This window comes from Janthinobacterium darwini, assembly GCF_051380905.1.
In the GTDB taxonomy this organism is placed as follows: Bacteria; Pseudomonadota; Gammaproteobacteria; order Burkholderiales; family Burkholderiaceae_D; genus Janthinobacterium.
Genome location: NZ_JBNYXX010000001.1, coordinates 3,090,797 through 3,104,170 on the forward strand (window position 1 = coordinate 3,090,797; position 13,374 = coordinate 3,104,170).

12 protein-coding genes are annotated in these 13,374 nt (G+C 63.4%); 2 read left to right on the plus strand and 10 right to left on the minus strand.

The genetic code is table 11. The features are described 5' to 3' along the window. The first annotated feature begins 19 nt into the window (after positions 1-19). Positions 20-421, plus strand: a complete 402-nt coding sequence (locus tag ACQ4WZ_RS14195) for a KGG domain-containing protein (RefSeq protein ID WP_101480414.1) — start codon at positions 20-22, stop codon at positions 419-421. 138 nt (positions 422-559) lie between these two features. After that, complete coding sequence (locus ACQ4WZ_RS14200) at positions 560-1,072, plus strand: YgjP-like metallopeptidase domain-containing protein (protein ID WP_096234633.1); 513 nt, start codon at positions 560-562, stop codon at positions 1,070-1,072. Between the two features lie 87 nt (positions 1,073-1,159). Here ACQ4WZ_RS14200 and ACQ4WZ_RS14205 read toward each other — a convergent pair whose 3' ends face one another. From ACQ4WZ_RS14205 to ACQ4WZ_RS14250, 10 genes are all read right to left on the minus strand, one after another. After that, positions 1,160-1,753, minus strand: a complete 594-nt coding sequence (locus ACQ4WZ_RS14205) for a PEP-CTERM sorting domain-containing protein (protein WP_133993630.1) — start codon at positions 1,751-1,753, stop codon at positions 1,160-1,162. Between the two features lie 310 nt (positions 1,754-2,063). After that, on the minus strand, positions 2,064-2,597 hold the full coding sequence (locus ACQ4WZ_RS14210; RefSeq protein WP_436573895.1) for an LOG family protein: 534 nt from the start codon (positions 2,595-2,597) through the stop codon (positions 2,064-2,066). Between the two features lie 11 nt (positions 2,598-2,608). Further along, positions 2,609-3,382 carry a tetratricopeptide repeat protein gene (locus ACQ4WZ_RS14215; protein WP_101480411.1) on the minus strand — a complete coding sequence of 258 codons (774 nt, stop codon included), beginning with the start codon at positions 3,380-3,382 and terminating at the stop codon, positions 2,609-2,611. 41 nt (positions 3,383-3,423) lie between these two features. Next, positions 3,424-4,095, minus strand: a complete 672-nt coding sequence (locus ACQ4WZ_RS14220) for a TetR/AcrR family transcriptional regulator (protein ID WP_101480410.1) — start codon at positions 4,093-4,095, stop codon at positions 3,424-3,426. Between the two features lie 138 nt (positions 4,096-4,233). Beyond that, on the minus strand, positions 4,234-4,815 hold the full coding sequence (locus tag ACQ4WZ_RS14225; protein ID WP_101480409.1) for a phasin family protein: 582 nt from the start codon (positions 4,813-4,815) through the stop codon (positions 4,234-4,236). Positions 4,816-4,947: 132 nt separating this feature from the next. Next, positions 4,948-8,586 (minus strand): EAL domain-containing protein, encoded by a 3,639-nt coding sequence (locus ACQ4WZ_RS14230; protein WP_101480408.1) that lies wholly within the window; start codon positions 8,584-8,586, stop codon positions 4,948-4,950. Between the two features lie 302 nt (positions 8,587-8,888). Then, positions 8,889-9,848 (minus strand): esterase/lipase family protein, encoded by a 960-nt coding sequence (locus ACQ4WZ_RS14235; protein WP_436573721.1) that lies wholly within the window; start codon positions 9,846-9,848, stop codon positions 8,889-8,891. After that, positions 9,845-11,485: a GMC family oxidoreductase N-terminal domain-containing protein gene (locus ACQ4WZ_RS14240; RefSeq protein WP_436573722.1), complete on the minus strand. Its 1,641-nt coding sequence runs from the start codon at positions 11,483-11,485 to the stop codon at positions 9,845-9,847. Before ACQ4WZ_RS14240 ends, ACQ4WZ_RS14235 begins: the two co-directional genes overlap by 4 nt. Before the next feature lie 10 nt (positions 11,486-11,495). Then, positions 11,496-12,020, minus strand: coding sequence for a hypothetical protein (locus tag ACQ4WZ_RS14245; protein WP_101480405.1), 525 nt, complete (start codon positions 12,018-12,020; stop codon positions 11,496-11,498). 100 nt (positions 12,021-12,120) lie between these two features. After that, a complete protein-coding gene (locus tag ACQ4WZ_RS14250) occupies positions 12,121-13,314 on the minus strand; it encodes an MFS transporter (RefSeq protein ID WP_243858196.1) in 1,194 nt (397 codons plus the stop codon). Between the last annotated feature and the right edge of the window lie 60 nt (positions 13,315-13,374).

Below are 13,374 nucleotides of genomic sequence, written 5' to 3' on the forward strand. Positions count from 1 at the left end.
CGACAGCAAGGAGAGCGACATGGCTAACAGTAATGAGCAGGGCAACGGCGCTGGCAGCAGCCAGAAAACCAAGGAATCGGGCAACGCCAAAGGAACGATCAAGCGCGGCTTCGCCGCCATGAACGAGCAGCAGCAACGCGAAATTGCCAGCAAGGGCGGTCAGGCAGCCCATCAAAAGGGCACGGCGCATGAATTCGACTCGGAAGAGGCGCGCCGGGCCGGGCAGAAAGGCGGTGAAGCCGTCAGCCGCAACCGTGTACACATGGCGGAAATCGGCCGCAAGGGTGGCGAAAGCCGGCAATCGGCCCAGCGCGCCAATGAAAGCCGCAGCAGCAGCACGGCAGGCAGCGGCAGCGCCGAGCAGCAAGCCAAGGCGAGCCGGCAAGGCAGCAAAGACGAGGACGACAAGGGCCAGGGCTAGTGCTGACTGGCTGACCTGCCACGCACGGCTTGAGGACGGCACGGGGCGGCGCTGGCGGCCCCATGCCGGGGCCGGCGCAGCGCGGGGGGCGGCGGTATGGTACATTCTCGCCTTCCCCGCCACCCCGCCCTTCCCCGCATGCAGCCATCCCTGAAATACCTGAGCGCCTATTCCGAACAAACGCAAGCGCAAGTGCAGCAACTGATCGCGCAAGACAAGCTGGGCGAAGTCCTGTTAAAACGCTACCCGAATGCGCACGATGTGCGCAACGACAAGGCGTTGTACCAGTACGTGCAAGACTTGAAGAATGAATTCCTGCGCAACGCCGAGCCCATTAACAAGGTGGCGTTCGACAGCAAGATCCACGTGATCCAGCATGCGCTGGGCTTGCATACCTCGATCTCGCGCGTGCAGGGCGGCAAGCTCAAGGCCAAGCATGAAATCCGCGTGGCCACCATGTTCAAGGAAGTGCCGCTGGAATTCCTGCGCATGATCGCCGTGCACGAACTGGCGCATGTAAAAGAAAAGCAACATGACAAGGCCTTCTACAAGCTGTGTGCGTACATGGAACCGCAGTACCACCAGTACGAATTCGACGTGCGCCTGTACCTGACCCAGCTCGACCTGTCGGGCCAGCGCCTGTGGTCGTGACGGCCGGTGTCGACCGGCGTGAAAAAGCCGCCTGGTAAAAGGCGGCTTTTTTTCGTGTTCGCCGGCAGGGTCGGCGCTAATTCAGGCTCAGGCGGCGTTCTTGCGGCGGCGCAGGAAGGCCAGCAGGCCCAGGCCGCCCAGCAGCATGCCATACGTGGCCGGTTCGGGCACGGCGCTCACACTGGCGGCGATATTATCGACCTGGAAGGTGTGCAAGGCGCCTTCCTTCCACGATGCCGACACCAGATTGTCGAAGCCCGTGAACGTGTAATCGCTGAAAGTATGGCTGCCATCGAGACTGAAGGTCTGGGTCACCGTGCCGCCGCCCACCTGATGGCCGACAAAGGTCACGTCGTAGGAACCGGGCAGGCTCACGAAGTCAGCCAGGCTGATCGAGCTGAGCGAGAATGCAGCACCGTCGGTACGGCTCAAGGTTGTCGTCGACAGCAGCGTGGCGCTCAGGCCGGCCGAGCCCGCGTAGGCCAAGCTGCTCTGATGCGCAGAACTCAACAGACCCAGGAAGCTGCTGTTGAAATCGTAGCCGCCTTCCGAGTAGGAGGGGAAAAGGGAACCGAGGATGCCGGGCTGTTCCAGCGCATCGAAGCCGATGGTAGTGGTTTGCGCGTGGGCGCCGCCAGCGGCGAGAAGGGCAGCGACAGCAGTCGCGCGCAAGAGGGTCATTGGTTTCAAAATAGCATCCTTTCGAGATGATGAAGTAGCGTGGTTGCGGCAACTGGAAACGGATCGGCACCTTTTTTTGGGAGTCCGTACAACACTCGTCGGTGTCCGATATTCCTAACTTTTGAACCATGCCAGTAGACCACATCCATGCATAAAAAGCATCTTCATTTTCAAAAAAACATGCCTCGAAGGAAATATTTTAGATATATTTTTATTAATTGAAATGTTGAGCGCGATCAATTTTCCCGTGCGGAAACAAAAAAGCCATGCACTTTCCAAGGCATGGCTGTATCGCAAGGCATCGACGACGCTAGGGCGCGCAGTCCTTCAGGCGCTGCACCAGCGCGGCAGGATCGGCATCGGCGTTGAGGAAAGCCGCGTGCTGCGGGCGGATGAAGCCCTGTTCCCTGCCGTTTTCCACGAAAGCAATCAGGCCATCATAGAAACGGTCAACATTGAGCAGGCCGATGGGCTTGGCATGCAAGCCCAGCTGGGCCCACGTGAGCATCTCGAACAGCTCTTCCAGGGTGCCATAGCCGCCGGGCATGGCGATGAAGGCATCGGACAGGCTGGCCATCATCGCCTTGCGTTCATGCATGTCCTTCACGATGAACTGACGCGTCAAGCCCGTGTGGCCCACTTCGCGTTCAACCAGCTGGGTGGGAATCACGCCCGTCACCTCGCCACCGAGGCGCAGCACTTCATCGGCGATCACGCCCATCAGGCCGACCTTGCCGCCGCCATACACCAGTGAGATATTTTCCGCCACCAGCACGCGCGCCGCCACCGCATAGTCGGGCGAGACACCCGCGTTAGCGCCACAGTACACACATAAAGCCTTGATCACAGTATTTCCTACCCTTTCAGTTCATCGATCGCCGCCTCGACCTCGAGGCGTTCCTTGGCGTCTAGGGCCACACACTCGGCCGCCTTTTCATACAGGGCCAGCGCTTCCGCCAGCTTTTTCTTTCCGTCGAGCATGTTCAAGGCCCGCGCGTACTCGCTGTGCGCCAGCGCCGAATACGGCGTCAGGGCCAGCGCCGTCTTGAAGTGCTGATAGCCATCTTCCTTGTTGGCGCCGTAGGTCAGGCCGCCTATCATGGCGCCGACCTTGTCGATAATTTCCGCATGATATATCCCAAACGCGATATGCGCTTCCGCATGCATGGGCGCCATGGTCATCGTGCGGTCCAGGCTGTTGCGCACGCGCGCCCCCATGCCCTGCGCCAGGGCCTTGACGACGGACGTACCCAGCGCGTAGCGGCCCAGGCTGTAGGCATGCCAGTAGTAGCCGGCCGGATTGTCCGGCTGCTCGCTCTGCTGGCGCTCGCAGCGCTCGGCCACTTCTTCGTACATGTCGAGTTTCTGGCTGTCGTTCACCTCCAGGTGCGTGGCATAAATACAGGTCGCCTTGTGCGCCACCGCATAGCCGGGCACGCCGACGGCCAGGCCCAGCTTCACGGCGCGCTCGAAGTCGCCCGCGTGGAAGGCCAGCCAGGCCTGCACCAGCGCCGCGTGCGTGGGAAACGGTTCCACGTCGCCCGCATGCAGGCGCGCCCAGGCTGCCTCCAGGGTTTGCGGCGTGTAGACATATGCTTCGCCCGGATAGGGGAATTGTTTCCAAGCCATACATTTCTCCTGTAAATAAGCACTTGCCGCCAGCGACCGTGTCAGTCTTTCTTGAGTTTGGTCACATACTCTTCCGACAGTTTGCGAAACAGCAAATGCGTTTCATTGCGCAAATACGGCCCGATCAGGGACAGGACCTGGTAGCAGCCGCGCGCCAGCGCATCGGACATCGATTGCTGCTCGCTATACTTGCGCGGGTTGCGCACATACTCGTACGACAGCCAGTAGGTGGCAACGACCACCATATTCGTCGCCATGGCAGCGACTTCCATGTCCGACGCCTCCAGGGACTGTTCGCTGCGCAAATCTTCGCACAGCTGCGTGGCCACCTTGATCTTGTGCGCCAGGATCAGCTTGAAGTGCAGTTCCAGCTTGCGGTTGCGCGACAGCAAATCATTGAGGTCGCGATAGAAAAAGCGGTAGCGCCAGATCAGTTCGAACATCAGGTGCAAATACAGCCAGACATCCTCGATATTCGAGCGGCGCCCGTCAGGCACGGTCAGGATGCGTTCGATTTCCGCCTCGAACTGGACGAAGATCGAATTGACGATGTCGTCCTTGTTACGGAAGTGGTAATACAGGTTTCCCGGCGAAATATTCATCTCTTCCGCAATCACGGTCGTCGTGATATTCGGCTCACCAAACTCATTGAACAGGCGTAGCGACAACTCCAGGATGCGTTCGCGGGTACGGCGTGGTGCTTTTTGTAGCATGGCGGGCAATCTCTCTGTGTTCTGCCTCAAGCATACCACCTTAGATAGCCGTAATGAAACACGCCGCCCCACGGCGCCGGCGAAAAGTCCGGGCAAAAAAAAGCCTGCGCGAGCAGGCTGGAGGAATGCTGCGCCGACTCAGGCTGGCGGCGCTTTTTTCTTCGCCGCCGCTCTCGCAGCAGGCTTGCTCACTGGCTGGGCTGCGGCGCGCGGCGCGGCCCTGGCTGCCGGCTTGGCCGGGGCCTTGGCGACGGCCGCCTTCGGTGCTGCTTTCGGCGCCGCTTTCACGGCGGGCTTGGCCACAGCCTTCGGCTTGGGCGCCGGCGCAGCCTTGCCGGACAGCGCTGCCACCTGCAGGCTCAAGGCATCGATCTTGGCATGCAGCGCGGCGATATCGTTTTGCATGGGCACGCCGATGGTGGCCAGAGCACGCGCCACGCGCTCTTCAAACACCTGTTCCAGCTTGTCCCAGGAGCCGCTGGCCTGCTTGCCCACGCCATCGGCCAGTTTGCTGACGCTGTCGCTGACATCGGCCACCTTGTCTTCGGCGCGCTTCTGGAACTCCGTGCCGTCCTTCACCAGCTTGGAAAACACGCGCCCGCCCTCTTCCTGCGCCTTGGCGAAGGCACCGAGGCCCGCTTGCCAGATCTGCTGCGCGGACGCGCGCACGGCGCTCGCCAATTCCTTGTCTTCCGTCAACTCCTTCAATTTCTTCACCATCGCCCGCTCCCGTCATATGAAAGGCCATGCCACTTCATGGATGCTTTTTATTCTAGAGAGCAAAACTAGAGACGGGAGTCTAATTCGATAGAAAGCTGCTTCTAAACGTACGCCAGCGCACCCAATGCCCCCCTAGGCGGCCGCTTTCACCGGGCCATGCAGCAGCTTGTGCAGGCGGAAGCCTTCGCGGATATTCTCGCGCAGCACAGCGCCTTTCCACGGCTTGGTATAGAAGCGGTCGACGGCGCCACGGTTGATGGCCGCCATGATGGGCGTCAGGTCGGCGAAGGCCGACAGCATGATGCGGAAGGTGGCGGGACACAAGTGCTTGACCCGCTCCATGAATTCGGTGCCGCTCATGAGCGGCATGCACTGGTCACAGAGGATCACCTGCACCTTGTGGCGCGCGAGGATGTCGAAGCCCTCCGCGGCCGTCTGCGCCGTCAGGATGCGGTAGCCGTCCTGCGCCAGGAAGTCGCTGAGCACGTCGAGCATGAAAACATCGTCGTCGACGATCAGCAAGGTTTGCTGTTCGTCGCCATCGGCATCCTGCGGCGCCTGCAGCAGCTTGCCGCCCATCAGCATCTGCTCGAATTCTTCCTGCGGCACGGGGCGGCTGAAATAATAACCCTGCATCTCGTCGCAGCCGTGGCGACGCAGGTAGGCCAGTTGCGCATCGTTTTCCACGCCTTCTGCGATCACTTCCAGCTTCATGCTGTGCGCCATGCTGATGATGGCCAGCACGATGGCCGCGTCGTCCGGATTGCTGGTCACTTCGCGCACGAAGGCGATGTCGATCTTCAGTTTGTCGATGGGGAAACGCTTCAGGTAGGCCAGGCTGGAATAGCCGGTGCCGAAATCGTCGATGGAAATCTGGATGCCCAGCGCCTTCAGGTTGCGCAGCACGGCGATGGTTTCCTCGGCATTCGACATCAGCGAGCTTTCCGTCAGCTCCAGTTCCAGCAGGTCGGGCGCGATATCGTGCTTGCTGATCGCCTTGAGGACCTCTTCTTCCAGGCCGCCGACGAAAAACTGGATACCCGACACATTCACCGACAGGTGTACGGGGCCGATGCTGCTGGCACACCATTCGCTGATCTTCTTGCAGGCTTCGTCCAGCACCCAGTTACCGACGCGCACGATCAGCCCCGTTTCTTCCAGCAGGGGGATGAACAGGGCCGGCGAGACCATGCCGTGGCCGGGGCGGCGCCAGCGTATCAGCGCCTCGGCGCCGCTGATGCGCCCCGAGATGATATTCACCTTGGGCTGGAAGAACAGTACGAATTCCTCGTTGTCGATGGCACGCCGCAGGGCATTTTCCATGTCCAGCCGCGCCATCGATTGCGCATTCATTTCCGCCGTAAAGAAGCGGAAGGCATCGCGCCCGGCCTCCTTGGCGCGGTACATGGCCGTGTCGGCGTACTGAATCAGGGTGTCCGCATCGACGCCGTCTTCGGGGAACACCGAAATGCCGATGCTGACCGTCACCGTCACCTCGTGGCCCTGCAAGTCGAAAGGCTTGCGCATCGCTTCGCGGATCTTGTCGACCACGCCCACGGCATGTTGGGCGCCTTCTGGCAGCACCAGGATGGTGGCAAACTCATCGCCACCAAAGCGGCCGATGGTATCGCGCACGCGCAGGCAATCGACCAGGCGGCTGGAAAACTGGCGCAGCAGGTCGTCGCCGATGGTGTGGCCCAGGGTGTCGTTGATATTCTTGAAGCGGTCGATGTCCATGAACAGCACGGCGACGGCCCACTGGTGCTCGGCCGCCTGGGACAGCGAGTGCGTCAGCGAGGCGTAAAACTGGCTGCGGTTCGGCAAGCCCGTCAAGGTATCAAAATGGGCCAGCTTCATCAGGCGCTGCTCGGCATCCTTGCGCTCGGTGATGTCGCGCGCCACGGCCACCAGAATCCAGCTCTGCCCCGAGCGCAGGGTACGCCGCTGCACTTCCACCGACAGCGGCGAGCCATCCTTGCGCTGCAGCTGCAATTCCGTCATCGGGCCGCCCTGGTCGCCGGCCAGCAGCTTGTTGTACAGCTCTTCCAACTGGGTCTCGCCCTCGTTCGCGCGCCCCGGCCCCACGCGCAGGAAGTCCTCGCGTTCAAAGCCCAGCATGCGGCAGGCAGTCTGGTTGACGTCGACGAAGCACATGCCGGCGCGGTCGACGAGAAAAATCGCGTCAGCCGTGGCATCCATCGCCAGGCGGAAGCGGCGCAAGTCTTCATCGAGGCGGATGCGCGCCGCCATGTCCAGGGTCAGCTGCTCGTGGTGGCGCTTGATCTCGTCGTACAGCAGCAGGTTGTCATAGGCGACGGCGATCTGCGCCGCCACCGTGGCGGCCACCCGCTCGTCGACTTCGGAAAACTCGTTCGCCCCCAGCTTGTCGACCAGGTACAGCCAGCCGTGACTGCGCTCGCGCGAGGCGATGGCGACGCCCAGGAAGGAGTGCACGGGCGGGTGCGTGTCGGGCAGACCCAGCGCGCCGGGGTCGCCCTTCAAGCCATTTACACGGTAGGGCTGGCGCTGTTCCAGCAAGCGGTTCAGGATACCCGTGCGCGGTGCGCTGGCGATACGCTCGAGGTCTTTCTCTGCACCGCACGACGAAAAATAGCTGAGCTTTTCGGCGCCCTCTTCCAGCACGCCGATGCAGGCGTACTTGGAGACGCAAATATTCTGCGCCACCTTGCAACCCGCCTCGATCAAGGCGCGCGGATCGCGTTCTGCACCCAGCTCGATGCCCAGTTCGATCAGGGCCGTCAGGCGCAGGCTCACCGCCTGCAGGCTCGACAGAGAACGCGACAGGCGCTCGGTCATGATGCCCAGGTCTTCGGGCATGGCGGCATGGCCTTCGCTCTGGCTGGCCAGCTGCGAAATCTGCTGGCTGCTGGACTCAACTTCGTCGAGGTAGCCGCTGACCTGGTGATCGATGCCGGCCAGCTTGCCAGTGGCGGGAGGGGCCGCACCATCGCCCGCGCCCGGCACAACGGGCGCCTGGGCGGCCGCCGGCATCAGTCCCAGCGCCTCATTGACCGTGCGCACGATCACCTCGGGGTCGGACGGCTTGGGCAACACCCAGCGCACGCCGCATGCCTGCGCCAGCAAGATCGCTTCCTGCTCGCGGTAGGTGGCCGTATAAAAGATGATGGGCACGTCGGTCAGCGCGGGATCGGCATGCACGCGCGTGACGAATTCGTAGCCGTCCATGTTCGGCATGAGGATGTCCGAGATGATCAGGTCCGGCCGCTCGGTGCGCAGTATCTCCAGCGCGTCGGCGCCATTGGCCGCCTCCAGCAGGCGGTGGCCGCCGTAGCCCAGCAGTGCTGTCAGGAATTCGCGATTCAGCACATGATCGTCAACGATCAAGATGGTAGCTATGTCGTTTTTAACTGGCGTCGACGGCGCCCCGGGTAAAAAAGATTCCAGCTCCGCCACGAACAGGTCCGGCTCAATCGGTTTGCCTATATAGCCATTGAAACCCGCTTCGAGCAGGCGTTCGCGGTCGCCCACCATGGCCAGCGCCGTCACGGCCAGGGCCGGGATCTTGCGCAGCAGCGGGTCTTTCTTCAGTTCGGCCACCACGCCATAGCCATCAAGCTTGGGCAAATGCACATCGCAGATGATCAGGTCCGGCAATTCGCTGCGTGCCATGCGCACGCCTTCTTCGCCGTCATAGGCGGCCAGTGGTGTGTACCCGAAGGCACGCAACAGGTACACCATCAATTCCATATTGGTGGCGTTATCTTCGATAATCAGGATACGTGCGGACAATTAGCACCCCCAATAAAAACTGCATGGACTCATTTTCTGCCTGCGTTCGATTTTCCGCATGCGCGGCCTACATAACAATCCTGCAACATCTTGCCATACATTCAGAGAAATAGGTGGCTGCAAGTCGCCTGCGGAACGGCACAAGCGGCCTCGGGAGTAAATTTTTCCCGGCTGTCTTCCGACGCTAGCTTAATACAGTACGCCAGTGGAAAACAGCATTATCTGTCCCTTGCGCTGTTAAATACAGGCAACAGCAGAGTCAAAAGAGTCAGTCTTGCCGTGCAGACAAAACACAACAAGATTCAGGAAAAGTGGGCGCAAGACGGGGGCTGGGTGACTTCGTTCTTGATAGTGATTTGTGCCAAGAGCTGACGCAGCACGCGCGCATCGCTGGCCAGCGCCACATGGCCGATGCCGCCGAAGGCCAGATTGCGCGCGCCGGGCAAATGGGCGGAAGTTTGAGGCGCGACAATATTATCGTGATGTGAATACATCGAAGTGATCAGTGCGCGCCGTTCCGGCGTCTCGCTGGCGGCCAGCTGCGACAGCCAGGCGTCCGGTGCGCCATTGATGCGGCTCATCTGGCGCGCATTGCTGCCAGCCGCCAGGTTGGCCAGCGCCGTGCCATGGTGCGGCGTGCCGATGGTGATGATGCGGGCCACGCGGGCCACGCCATGCCGGCGCAGCCAGGCGCGCGCCACGAGGCCGCCCATGCTGTGGGCCACCAGAATGACTTGCCCGCTGCCCGTGCGGGCGCACAGCTGGGTAATGGCTTGCTCGACTTGCGGCACGAAATCCTCAATATCGGCGGCTATGGGCTCCAGGTCGACGGCGTCATGCGCGATGCCGGCCCGCGCCAATTGACGGCTCAGCTGCGTCCAGTAGCCGCGGTTGCACACATAGCCGTGAATCAGCAGCACCGGCAAGTCCCCAGCATCCGTGGCGGCGCCAGGCGCCTGCAGGCGCGGCCGCAGCATGTCCCACGACGAGGTCCACAAGGTGGCGCGCAATTCGCCCAGGAACAGGCGCGCGACGCCCAGCACACCCAACTGATATTGCGCTGGCACGGGGCTGCCGGCGCGTCGGCTCTGCCAGAAATTGCGCGCCACGATCAGCGCACGCACGGCCAGCAGCATGGCCAGCGCCAGCAGCACGGCCAAGGCGGGAGAGGCGACGCCCCATGCCTGCATGGCCAGATATGCCACTGCCAGCACGGCCAGCACTTGCAGCAGCATCAGCCACTTGAGGATGCGCGCGATCATGCCGTCGTCGCAGCAGAAACGGGAACGGGCGCGGGCTTGCCCGTCAACGCTTGCGCCAGGCCGCTGGCCAGGCGCGCGGCCAGCGCATAGATGCTCAGCTGCGGATTGGCGCCTATCGAGGTGGGGAACAGCGAACCGTCATGCACCGACAGGTTGCGCACGCCGTGGTAGCGGCCATCGGCCCCCGTCACGCCCAGGCGCGCATCGTCCGACATGGCGCAGCCGCCCATCACGTGGGCTGACACCACTCTGGCCAGCAGCGCCTTGAATGGCAAGCCGTTAATGGCCTGTTTCGCCTGAGCCCAGCTGGTGTAGTGGCTGGCCAGCTCGTGTACGGGATACACGCTTTTCGCGCCAGCGGCGAACTGGATTTCCGCCATCGACAGCAGCGCGCGCCGCACGCCATCCCAGATGAATGGCGTGAGCGGATAGTCGAGCACGGGCGCGCCGAAGCTGTCGATGGACACGCTGCCGCCCGCCGAATCATGGTGAAAGCCGTCGCGCAGCAACGCCAGCAAACCGTGCGCATGGGGGAATTCGCGCATGGTGCGCGCATGTTCATCACCGAAGCCGCCCATGGTGGTGGCCATCAGCAGCGGGTGCAAAGGCGGCGCTTCGAGTTTGTAGCCGATAGGACCATCGATGGGCGCCACGTGCAGGAAATGGTCGGAATAAATCGTTTGCGGCGCGCCCGCGTAGGCGTCGACGCGCTGCGGGAACAGGCCCGCCGAGATCACCGTCGGATGCAAAAAGGTGCGCCGGCCCAGCAAGCCATGCGGGTCAGGCGCCTGCGAGCGCAGCAGCAGCGCCGGCGAGTTGATGGCGCCGCCGGCCAGCACAAAATGTTTCGCCTTCACGGTCAGGCGCACGCCCGTCGGTACCTGCCCGCTGGCGTCCAGCGCGGTCACTTGCAGGCTGTCGATGCGCTCGCCCTTGAAGATGAAACGCTCGGCGCGCGCATGCACGAGCAGGCCCGCGCCCAGCGCCAGCGCAGCGGGGATCGTCGTCACCAGCATCGACTGCTTGGCGTTGGTCGGGCAGCCCATGCCGCAGTAGCCAAGGTTCCAGCAGCCGTTCACATTGCGCCGGATGGCTGCCGTCGGGATGCCCAGCGCCGTGGCGCCACGGCGCAGCAGATCGTTGTTTTCGTTGGGCGGCACGGCCCAGTCGCTCACGTGCAGGCGTTTTTCCATCATGGCGAACCACGGCGCCATCGCATCCACCGTGTAGCCGGCCAGGCCGAAGTGCTTGTGCCAGTATTCCAGGGTGCCGGGCGGCGTGCGAAAACTCGAGGTCCAGTTGACGGTGGTGGAGCCGCCCACGGTGCGTCCCTGCAGGATGTTGATGGCCTTGTCGCGCGTCTTGCGCGCGGCCGATTCCTGGTACAGCGCAGGATAGGCCTGCGCTTCGCGCATCTTGAAGTCTTTTGAGGACTTCAAGCCGCCCTCTTCGACGATCAAGACCTTCAGGCCAGCCAGCGCGAGGATTTCCGCCGTCACGCCGCCACCGGCACCGCTGCCGATGACGACGACATCAGCTTCCAGGCTTCGGTCGGAGGCCAGGGTGCTGGCGTCGGTGACGTTCCAGCCACTGGCCACGCCGATGGCGATGGGGTCGGGAATGGGAGATGTGCTCATAGTGTCCATGTCAGCTCAGTTCGGGCAGCGGTCCCGGATAGCCGATGGCGGCCCAGTGGGCGGCATCGGCGTACCAGGCGCCGAGGATCAGGTCGTGCAGGGCCAGATAAGCCGTCTGCAGGGTAGCCAGGCGGTGCGTACGCCACGACTGCAGGAAAGCGGCCACCTGGGCCGGGTCGGCCCCGGGCCAGCCACCGTGCACGCCGGCAACGAAGCGCCGCGCGGGTGCCAGCGCCAGCAAACCAAACAGGTCCTGCACCTCTTGCTGGGCCGCCAGGGGCAGGCCGTGGATGGCCGTTTCCACCCCGGCGATAGCGCCATCGAGCGCCTTGCTGCGTGTATCGCCCCCCTGTGGCAAGGCCTCGCCCAGCATGGCCGGCACGATGGCCGCCAGCGCCGCGCGCGCCTCGCCATCGAGTACAAAACGGCCCGGTGGCGCCGGCCCCCGCAGCGCGCGGTACGCGGCGCCGCCGGCGGCCAGCGCACAGGCGCCCAGCAAGCCCAGTTTCAGAAACGATCTGCGTCGCATCAGCATGTCTCCACCACCATGTCTCCCCTTGTTTTGTACGGCCTTTTGCAGGCCAGTGTACGCCAAAGGCATGGGCTGTCCGCACGCAAAACCTAGAGCGTCGCGTCTATTTTTTCGACGCAAACCATAACAGCAGCATGGCCAGCAGCGCCGCCAGCGCGCCGCCGATGGCGATGCTGGGCAAGCCGAAGGCGACGATCAGCGCGCCGCCCAGCGCACCGCCAGCGGCCGTGCCCGCATTGAAGGCGGCAATATTCAAGCCCGCCGCCACGGCGTCACTGCCCGGGCAATGCTGCTGCGCCAGGCGTAGCAAACGCATGGTCGACAGGGTGACGAGGGCAAAGAACAGCAAGCCCAAAGTGCCGCACAGGGCCAGCATGGCCAGCGGCTGGGCACGCAGTACATAAAACCCCAGGAGGTTGCACGCCAGCGCAGCCAGGGCCAGCATGGTGGATCTCAATGCGGATGGGCGATCCGCGCACCAGCCGCCCAGCAGGTTGCCGCCGATGGCGCCCGCGCCAAAGCACAGCATGGCGGCGCCCAGCCAGCCCGCATCGAGTCCGCCCAGTTGCAGCAGGAAGGGCGAGATATACGTGAAAAAGCTGAAGGCGGCTACGCTGACCAGCGCCGCCACCCCGGCCGCCAGCAGCAGGGGCGGCCGCACGATGGCGCGCAGGCTGGCCAGCGGCGATGCGGCAACCGTCTCCTGGCGCGCGGCAGGCATGGCGAAGCGCAAGCCGGCGCCGCCGCACAGGGCCAGCACGCCGATGGCGGCGAATACCCAGCGCCAGGACGAGACGGCGCCCACCCAGGTCCCCAGCGGCACGCCGCCGGCCAGCGCCAGGGTCAGGCCCAGCCAGACGATGGACAGGGCGCGCCCCGCACGGGAAGGGTCGACCAGGCTCGTGGCCGCGTGCGAGGCCACCGCCATGAACACGCCATGCGCCAGGCCCACGACAAAGCGCACGCCCAGCAGCGCGCCCAGTGCCGGCGCTTGCGCCATGCCCAAGCTGCCGACCGCCAGCACGGCCATCGTGGCCACCAGGACCTGGCGCGTGGGCCGGCGCGCCAGCATGGCCGTCAGCATGGGTGCACCGATGGCCGCCCCCAGCGCATACGCGGCGATGGCGCCACCGGCGGCGGCCACGCTGGCATGCAAGTCGCGCGCCATGCCGGACAACATGCCGGCGGCAATGAATTCGGACAGGCCGAAGGCAAAGCTGCACAGGGAGAGCAGATAAATGGCGGGCGGCAGTGCGGTGGCGGCGCGGGGCGCGGCGGAGGTAGAAGCTAGGGACATGGCGATTCCAGGACAGGCAAAAACGCCATGCTGGCCCCTGGGCCATCATCTGTAAAATAT